The sequence below is a fragment of the Pseudomonas sp. GD03903 genome (assembly GCF_029840045.1).
Classification (GTDB): domain Bacteria; phylum Pseudomonadota; class Gammaproteobacteria; order Pseudomonadales; family Pseudomonadaceae; genus Pseudomonas; species Pseudomonas pseudonitroreducens.
Genome location: NZ_JAOCBT010000014.1, coordinates 145750 through 153779, shown reverse-complemented (window position 1 = coordinate 153779; position 8030 = coordinate 145750). Strand labels below are relative to the sequence as shown.

Here is an 8030-nt window from a genome sequence, read left to right as displayed (position 1 = left end):
ACTGCTTGCCGCTCTGCTTCATCTTCGCGTCGATCTTCGCGTCCACATCCTTGCGAATCTGGTCGATGCTGAAGCTCGCCGGGCGCTGGCTCGGCGGGTAGTCGACGAAGGTCTGCAGGAAGGCCGCCGCCTTGCGCGTTCCTTGGAAGATCAGATAGTCGTTCTTGGTCAGCCAGTCGTAGTACTGGTCGGAGACCACGTCCGCGCGCTCGTAGGGGTCCATGCGCAGGTTGAACAGCTTGGGCACCCGCAGACAGGTGAAGGGTTCGCTCCAGACCTTCAGGCCGCCCGGTGCACGCTGTTCGCACCAGACGATCTTCCAGTCGCCAAAGCGCATGCCCACCAGCTCCGCATCATCGTTGAAGTAGTAGAACTCGCTGCGCGCGCTCTTGTCGGTCTTGCCGGTCAGGTAGTCCAGCTGGTTGTAGCCATCCAGGTGCACCTTGAAGTTCTTGCCGCCGATATCGGCGCCCTTGAGCAGACGCTCCTTGATGTCGGTGTCACCGATGGCAGCCAGCAAGGTCGGGAACCAGTCCAGCCCGGAGAACATCTGGGTGGACACGCTGCCCGGCTTCACATGGTTCGGCCAGCGGATCATTGCCGGCACGCGGTAGGCGCCTTCCCAGTTGGAGTTCTTCTCGTTGCGGAACGGGGTGGTCGCCGCATCCGGCCAGGACCACTGGTTCGGTCCGTTGTCGGTGGTGTAGATGACGATGGTGTTGTCGCCGATCTTCAGGTCATCGACAGTCTTGAGCAGCTTGCCGACGTCACCGTCGTGCTCGAGCATGCCGTCGGCATAGTCGTTGCCCGGCATGCCGCTCTGGCCTTTCATCGAATCACGCACGTGGGTGAAGGCGTGCATGCGCGTGGTGTTCATCCAGACGAAGAACGGCTTGTCGGCCTTGACCTGCTTGTCGATGAAGTTGATGGCGGCCTGGGTGGTATCGTCGTCGATGGTTTCCATGCGCTTGCTGGTCAGCGCGCCGGTGTCCTCGATCTTGCCGTCGGCGGTGGCTTTCAGCACGCCACGGGGCGACGCAGCCTTGGTGAAGGCTTCGTCATCCTTCGGCCAGTACGGCCGCTCCGGCTCCTCCTCGGCGTTGAGGTGGTAGAGGTTGCCGAAGAACTCGTCGAAGCCGTGCTTGGTCGGCAGGTACTCATCGCGATCGCCCAGGTGGTTCTTGCCGAACTGCCCGGTGGCATAACCGTGGGCCTTGAGCGCCTGGGCGATGGTCACGTCACGGTCCTGCAGGCCGACCGGGACGCCGGGCATGCCGACCTTGGACAACCCGGTGCGCAGGATCGACTGCCCGGTGATGAAGGTCGAGCGTCCCGCCGTGCAGCTGTTCTCCGCGTAGTAGTCGGTGAACATCATGCCTTCCTTGGCGATACGATCGATGTTCGGCGTCTGGTAGCCGACCACCCCGAACGAATAGGCGCTGATATTGGTCTGGCCGATATCGTCGCCGAAGATCACCAGGATATTCGGCTTGTCAGCAGCGCTGGCAACCGTACAGCCCATTATCGCGGTCGCCGCGAGGGCGAACTGCGATAACCATCTTCCCGTACGCTTCATTGCTGTCTCTCCATTCCAGTTACTCATCGTTTGCCACGACTGCGTCACTGGAGATGCCGACTGCTCGACTGGAAATCCCCGTGTCCCTGCGGTTTGTCTTGGTTGGCTGTGCTATTGGTCGAACGGATAGATCCGCTTCCACTCCTTCTGCATGTCCACTACCACCCAGTCCTTGCTCGTTGCCTCATCGAGCGCCTTGTCCAGCCGCCCGACTTCACTCTGCCGGTCATAGGCCCATTCACGCTGGGCATCGGTGTGGTGCACCAGGCCGGCGAAGCGCAGGCCCTTGCCGGCCATGGTCCACTGCAGCATCTGCAGGTCGCCGTCGGAGTTGCCGAAAGCCAGGATGGGCCGGCGGCCGATGATGCTGTCGATGCTTTCCGGCTTGCCGGGGCCGTCGTCGTTGTGCACCAGCTTGGGCAGGCGCTGGATCGACAGCACGCCGTCGCGGTCCTCGAAGCGGCTGCCCAGGGTGGTGCCGATCACCTGTTCCGGCGGGATGCCGTACACCTCTTCGGCGAAGGCGCGCATGAACGCCACTTCGCCGCCGGAGACGATGTAGGTGCGGAAGCCATTGGCCCGCAGGTAGCCCAGCAGCTCCAGCATCGGCTGGAACACCATCTCGGTGTAGGGCCGCTGGCTGCGCGGATGCTTCGCCGTGGCGAGCCAGCGGCGGGCATTGCCGATGAACTCCTCGGTGCTCACGCCGGCATGGGTGGCGGCGACTATCTCCAGGATGCCGTTCATGCCGCTGGCGGCGAGGGTCTTGCGATCGCCTTCGAGCACCGCCTTGAACGGTTGCTGCTGCTTCCACTGCGGATGCTGCGGCGCCAGGCGCTTCAGCTCGTCCAGGGCGAAGAGCACCTGGAAGTACATCGGCTGCTCGCTCCACAAGGTACCGTCGTTATCGAACACGGCGATGCGCTCAGCCGGCGGCACGAAGTCCTTGCCGCCCTCGCGGGTCACGGCTTCGACGAAAGCGATGATCGCCTGGCGCGAAGCTCCGTCATTCCACGATGGCAATTGCTCCGCTGCCTGCACCAGCAGCGGCAGGCAGAGCAGCAGGAGCATCCAGCGGGCAAGCGGTCGAGCACGGTACGAGGTCATGTCACGTCCCTGGATCACGGGTTCAAGGGTTTAAGGGCATGGGCCGGCAGACTCTTCTGCCTGCCCCGGCCAATCTCTCGATGAAGTTGCGGCAACGCCTGGAGCAGTTCAGCGGACGCAGTGGCCGAGGGCGCGTCAGCCCGCGCATAGCGGGCCCTGAGAAACGCTAGCAAAGGATTGCCGGACTGGCTGGCGCGATCAGCCACTGCGCTGCTTATTTGGCGACAATCGGTTGACCGGCGCAGCCACAGGTACAGCGCACCCAGTTGCGGCGGCTGCGCTTTGAGCTGGCGGCGAACCTGGCGCCAGGCATGCCCGGGCGACTCGCGCCAGGCCTCGCGCCGACGTTCGGCAGCGGCCAGCAGCAGGGCCCGCAGCGGCGCTCCCCACCGATGCAGCGCATAGCCCAGCGCCGCCAGCAGCGCCGCTGCGCCAGCCAGCAGCAACCAGTGACCGGCGAGGCGCAGCTGGGCTCGGCGCCCGAGTTCGCGCAGATCGTCGCTGATGGAGAACGGGGCCTGGTATGCCGCCGCGGCCTGGGCCGCGAACTCCAGCGCAGGAGCCGTGACCGAGCGCTGCTCGCCGCTCTCCGCTGCCCACCAGTGCAACTCGATGGCCGGCAATTGGAAATCCCCGGCCCGGTCGATCACATAGGTCACCGCGTCCATGCGCTCACCGCCGCTGCTGCCGCCACGGCCGTCGCTCAACGCCTGCACCGTCGGCGACTGCACATAGCGCCGCAGCCCCTGCAGCGTGGCGAAGTCCGGCGCGGGGATAAGCATGGCCTGGGCGCCCTCAGCCGTGATGTGAAGGGTGCGCGTCACGCTGTCGCCGACCCGCAGTGGCTGGTGGGAAGCCTTGAGTTCCTGGGTGATCCGTACCTGGCTGGCGACCAGGCGCTGACCGCCTTCACTCGCGGCCCCCGCGGGGGCTCTGGCGGTGAAGTGCAGCGGCTGGCTGGTGACCTGCAGCGGACCACTGCCCTGCCCTGGCTGCACCTGGATAACCAGCGCAGGCAGCGTGAACTGCCCGGCATTCTGCGGGGTGATCTGGTAGCCGTAGCGCAGGCCGAAGAACGGCTTTCCGGCAATCTTCTCGTTGAGATGGGTCGCCTCGCTGCTCGGCTCGGAGACCACCGCGCCGGCGATCTTCAGCGCAGGCAGTTGCGGCGGCTGGGCGAACCAGGTGTCCACCAGCAGATCGACCTGCAGCGTGAGCGTGCCGCCGACCAGCACCGAATCACCCGGCAGCAGTTGGCTACGCACCTTTACCTCCGGCTCGGCGGCGAAGCCCAGCCAGGGCCAGCACAACAGCAACAGGAGCAGCGCACGCCTCATGAACCGGCCCCCACCGCCGCGTCCTGCAGCAGGAACTTGCGGCGCAGGAACTGTGCCGGCGAGGTACTCAGGTTGTTCAGCCACTGCTCGTCCGAGTCGGCCTTGGCGCGTGCGCGGGGTACGCTTCGGCCCTTGCCGGCGGTGTTGTCGAACACCTCCTGGTCGGGTTTCTCGTCGGGCGGCCCGGCCTCCTGCTGGTCTTCGCGGTCCTTCTGCAGGGCCTGGGCCAGCGCGAGGTTGGCGGTAGCGGCAGGAAACTCCGCCTGGCGTTGCAGCGCCTGACGATACGCGTCGATGGCCTGATCGAACTTCGACAGGCGCACATAGGTATTGCCCAGGTAGAAGTAGGCCTGGGCCGAATCCAGCCGGGCGAAACTGCTCAGGGCAAGCGGATAATCTGCCGCGCGATAAGCCGCCAGTCCCTTCCAGAAGGGATCACGGAAATGCGCAGCCGCCTGCGGATAATCGCCGTGCTCGAAAGCCCAGCGCCCCTGCTGATCCGCCGTGAAGAAGGCCTCGGCCAACACCCCGGCACGCGCCGGTTGCGGCATACCGCTCAGCCCAACAGCCAGCAGCAGCACACTCATCCAGTGCACCTTCCAGCCCTTGCGCACACTCACCAGCGCCAGCAGCAGCAACGGCCAGCACAGCCAATAGCCGGCATCCTTCCAATGCAACTGCCGCTCATCCCCCTGGGCGGCCTGGAAGTGTTGCTGGGCATGCAGTTCGATCCAGTCCAGGTCATCGTCGTTGAGGGTCAGGCTGCCCAGTGGGGCATCCGCCGCATCCGCGAGGCCCTTCAGGCCGTCCGCGTCAAAGCTGGCCAGCAGGGGGCGGCCGGCGGCGTCCTGCTGGCCACCGTCGAGCAAGCCACCGTCCTGGCTGCCAACCGCCAGCACCAGCACTTGCAGATCACTGCCGCGCAGGGCCTTGTCGATGGCGTCGAACTGCTGTTTGTCGGCGCCATCGGTCAGCAACACCAGGGTGCCCGGCGAATGCTCGGCGGCCAGCAGGCGCTTGGCGATCTCGATGGCGCCCAGCGCGTCCTTGCCGCTGCGCTGGATCAGGCCGGGCGCCAGCGCCTGCAGGAAGCTGTCGAGCAGCGCGGCATCGCGGGTCGCTGGCAGCACCAGGTGCGCGCTGCCGGCATAGGCGATGAGCGCCGTCGGGCTGCCCGGCCGGCGCGCGATCAGGTCCTGCAGCTTGTGCCTGGCCGCCTCGCTGCGCGATGGCGGGACATCGCTGGCAGCCATGGAGGGCGACAGGTCCAGGGCGAGGATCAGCGGCGCGCGGTTCTCCAGGAAGGCCGGGCGATCCTGCTCCCAGGTCGGCCCGGAAGCGGCCACGCCGCCGATCGCCAGCACGGCGCCCAGCAGATGCACCGGGCGCACGCGCTGCCGCTCGGCGGGGGTGATCACCAGGTGCTGCAGCAGATGCGGCGCAATGATGCCGTCGAGCAGCCGCGCCAGATCATGCCGTCGGCTCCACAACAGAGGCAGCAGCACGCCCGGCAGCAGGAGCAGCAGCCAGAATGGCCGCAGCAGATGGAAGGCGCTGAGGTCGATGTCCATCAGCCCTCCACTTCCCGGCTCGCGCGGGTAGCGCGCGGCGCGGCCAGGCGCGTGGCGATGACCGCCAGGCCATGGGCGGCCAGCAGCAACAGCAGCGCAGCCCCCAGCGGCAGCCAGAACAGGTCGCGCTTGGGCTGGTGGCTGAGGGTCTTGACCTGATGCGGGGTGATCTGGTCCAGGGTGGCGTACACGGCTTTCAGCGCCTCGCGGTCATCGGCGCGGAAGTAACGCCCACCCGTGGTCCGGGCAATTTCCTGCAAGGTCTTCAGGTCCACCTTCGATTCGCCACTGGCCTCGGGGTCGCCAATACCGATGGTGTGCACCACCACCCCGCGCTCGCGGGCCATGCTCGCGGCGTGGCTGGGCGTGATGGCGCTGGCGGTGTCGTTGCCGTCGGTGAGCAGGATCAGCAGCTTTTCCTGCTCCGGCGCGTCCTTGAGCAGCTTGAGGGTCAGGCCGATGGCATCGCCCAGGGCAGTGTTCGGCCCGGCCATGCCGATGCCGACTTCATCCAGCAGGAGCAGCAGGCTGGCATGATCCAGCGTCGGCGGCGCCTGGGCGAAGGCCGCGGTGCCGAAGACGATCAGGCCGATGCGGTCGTCCTTGCGCTCGCCGATGAACTCGCGCACCACGTCCTTGACGATGCTCAGGCGGTCCACCCGCTGGCCATTGGCGTCGCGGTAATCGTTGGTTTCCATGGACTGCGAGATATCGATGGCCAGCATCAGGTCGCGGATCGGCTGCACGCGCTCGATGGGCTTTTCCACCAGCACCGGGCGCGCACAAGCGATGAGCAGCAGCCCCCAGACCAGCAGGTTGAGCGGCAGTTGCCAGCGCCCTCCAGCGCCGCCGCGGCTGGCATCCTGGCCGGCGGCGCGGCTCATGGCGGCGAAGAACGGCACCCGCAGGGCGCTGCGCGATTCGCGGTAGGCCGGCAGGTAGCGCCAGGCGAGCCAGGGCAAGGGCAGCAGGAGCAACACCCAGGGGTAGTCAAGCTGCCACATGATGCACCTCGACCCATTTCCGGCAGGCCACCAGCAAGGCCTGTACCTCCTGCTCGGGCAACTGCTGGAGCCGGGCGTCCGGCGCGTAGGCCAGCAGCGCCAGGCGCTGATCCAGCCCCGCCGGCAACGGTAGCGGGCTGCAGCGTTGCAGATAGGCCTGCCAGGCGCTGCCGGCCAGCGGCGCCGCGACGTCGCCAGCAGGCATCGACAGCGCCACGCGCTTGATCAGCGCCGGCAGCTGGCGCAGCGCTGGCAGCCTGCGGGCCGGGTCCGCCAGGGCCTTGCCGAGGTCATCCAGCAGGGCCAGCGCCTCGCGTCGATAACGCTCGCGCCGCCAGCGGCGATAGCGCCACAGCGCCCAGGCGGTGATGGCGACCACGAGCAGTGCGGCGAGCACCGCCCAGGCCCAGGTCTGCGGCCAGTAGCTGACCACCGGAGGGGGGGCCGGGAGCTCCTGCAACTGGTCGATGCGCGGAACGCTCATCGCGCCAGGCGCCCGAGTTCACCGCGCAACTGCTCCAGGCTGTCGCGCCCGCTGCTGAACATCATCAGCGGCACCTGGCTACGGCGCAGCAGCGTCGCCACGTCCTTCAGCCGGCCACTGAGGAACTCGCCCAGCGGCCGCCGCACCTGGCGCCGGCCGACCTCCAGTTCCACCTGCAGCTCGCCCTGGGTGACGGTCACCCGGCCGCGGTCCGGCAGGCGCAAGGCGATCGGATCGAACACCTGCAAGGCCAGCACGTCGTTGTGCGCACTCAGCTGCCGCAACAGCTGCAGCGTCTGCTCGGTCACGCCGGCAAAGTCGCTGATGATCACCACCAGGCTGTCGTGCCCGGCCAGGCCCAGGCATTGGCGCAACACCCGGTCAAGCTGCCCGGGCGCATCGTCTTCGCTGCGCGTGGCGTGCAGCGCATGGTTGTGGCGGACGATGGCCGCGCACAGCGCCTCGACCCTGGCGCGGCTGCGCAGTGGGCGGATGTAGTCGATCTGGCGGTCACCGAACACCAGCCCGCCAACCCGGTCGCCCGCCTGCAGGGCCATCCATGCGCCGATGGCGGCAAGCTCCGCGGCCAGCACCGACTTGAAGCTGCGCCTGGAACCGAAATACATGCTCATGCGCTGGTCCACCAGCAGCAGCGTCGGCCGATCGCGCTCCTCGGTGTAGCTGCGCACGAACGGTTTGCCGTAGCGCTGGGAGGCGCGCCAGTCCAGGTGCCGCAGGTCATCGCCGGGGTTGTACTGGCGCAGCTCGTCGAAGCTCAGCCCCCGGCCGCGCAGGCGCGCGGCATGGCTGCCGGAGAGGATGCTGGACAGCGGCTGCCGCGACAGGAAGCTCAGGCCGCGAACGCGATGTTCCAGCAGCATCAACTGCTCCAGCGAGGCGTAGACGAAGCCATCGGCGACCGGCTGCTGATCCGCCATCGGCGCATTCTCC

General features: G+C 67.3%; 7 protein-coding genes. All 7 read right to left on the bottom strand.

The window, feature by feature from the left end:
* On the bottom strand, positions 1-1576 hold a 1576-nt coding region (locus N5C91_RS21340; protein ID WP_236198828.1), incomplete at its 3' end, for an arylsulfatase.
* Between the two features lie 111 nt (positions 1577-1687).
* Positions 1688-2683 carry an HAD family hydrolase gene (locus N5C91_RS21335; RefSeq protein WP_279831836.1) on the bottom strand — a complete coding sequence of 332 codons (996 nt, stop codon included), beginning with the start codon at positions 2681-2683 and terminating at the stop codon, positions 1688-1690.
* A 14-nt stretch (positions 2684-2697) separates the two neighbouring features.
* Complete coding sequence (locus N5C91_RS21330) at positions 2698-4020, bottom strand: hypothetical protein (RefSeq protein ID WP_279831835.1); 1323 nt, start codon at positions 4018-4020, stop codon at positions 2698-2700.
* On the bottom strand, positions 4017-5591 hold the full coding sequence (locus tag N5C91_RS21325; RefSeq protein WP_279831833.1) for a VWA domain-containing protein: 1575 nt from the start codon (positions 5589-5591) through the stop codon (positions 4017-4019). Before N5C91_RS21325 ends, N5C91_RS21330 begins: the two co-directional genes overlap by 4 nt.
* Complete coding sequence (locus N5C91_RS21320; RefSeq protein WP_279831831.1) at positions 5591-6595, bottom strand: VWA domain-containing protein; 1005 nt, start codon at positions 6593-6595, stop codon at positions 5591-5593. The genes N5C91_RS21325 and N5C91_RS21320 overlap by 1 nt, the downstream gene beginning before the upstream one ends.
* Positions 6582-7079: a DUF4381 domain-containing protein gene (locus tag N5C91_RS21315; protein WP_279831830.1), complete on the bottom strand. Its 498-nt coding sequence runs from the start codon at positions 7077-7079 to the stop codon at positions 6582-6584. The genes N5C91_RS21320 and N5C91_RS21315 overlap by 14 nt, the downstream gene beginning before the upstream one ends.
* Entirely contained in the window at positions 7076-8017 is a 942-nt protein-coding gene (locus N5C91_RS21310; RefSeq protein WP_279831829.1) for a DUF58 domain-containing protein, read from the bottom strand. Before N5C91_RS21310 ends, N5C91_RS21315 begins: the two co-directional genes overlap by 4 nt.
* Positions 8018-8030: the final 13 nt, after the last annotated feature.